This window comes from Thiococcus pfennigii, from assembly GCF_016583835.1.
Taxonomy (GTDB): Bacteria; Pseudomonadota; Gammaproteobacteria; order Chromatiales; family Chromatiaceae; genus Thiococcus; species Thiococcus pfennigii.
The window spans coordinates 1-824 of sequence record NZ_NRRW01000145.1 but is presented as its reverse complement, the minus strand read 5'-3'; the positions used below and the strand labels follow the sequence as shown (position 1 = coordinate 824).

Genomic DNA, 824 nt, shown 5'->3' with positions numbered 1-824 from the left:
GCGTCGGTTTCCACTATCGGCGAGTACTTCTACACAGCCATCGGTCCAGACGGCCGCGCTTCTGCGGGCGATTTGTGTACGCCCGACAGTCCCGGCTCCGGATCGGACGATTGCGTCGCATCGACCCTGCGCCCAAGCTGCATCATCGAAATTGCCGTCAACCAAGCTCTGATAGAGTTGGTCAAGACCAATGCGGAGCATATACGCCCGGAGCCGCGGCGATCCTGCAAGCTCCGGATGCCTCCGCTCGAAGTAGCGCGTCTGCTGCTCCATACAAGCCAACCACGGCCTCCAGAAGAAGATGTTGGCGACCTCGTATTGGGAATCCCCGAACATCGCCTCGCTCCAGTCAATGACCGCTGTTATGCGGCCATTGTCCGTCAGGACATTGTTGGAGCCGAAATCCGCGTGCACGAGGTGCCGGACTTCGGGGCAGTCCTCGGCCCAAAGCATCAGCTCATCGAGAGCCTGCGCGACGGACGCACTGACGGTGTCGTCCATCACAGTTTGCCAGTGATACACATGGGGATCAGCAATCGCGCATATGAAATCACGCCATGTAGTGTATTGACCGATTCCTTGCGGTCCGAATGGGCCGAACCCGCTCGTCTGGCTAAGATCGGCCGCAGCGATCGCATCCATGGCCTCCGCGACCGGCTGCAGAACAGCGGGCAGTTCGGTTTCAGGCAGGTCTTGCAACGTGACACCCTGTGCACGGCGGGAGATGCAATAGGTCAGGCTCTCGCTGAATTCCCCAATGTCAAGCACTTCCGGAATCGGGAGCGCGGCCGATGCAAAGTGCCGATAAACATAACGATCTTTGT

Annotated in this window: 1 protein-coding gene; it reads right to left on the bottom strand. The window is 59.1% G+C overall.

From position 1 onward, the window contains the following. Positions 1 to 824, bottom strand: an 824-nt coding sequence (locus CKO41_RS18295) for a phosphotransferase (RefSeq protein WP_200383291.1), incomplete at both ends; no start/stop codon positions are given.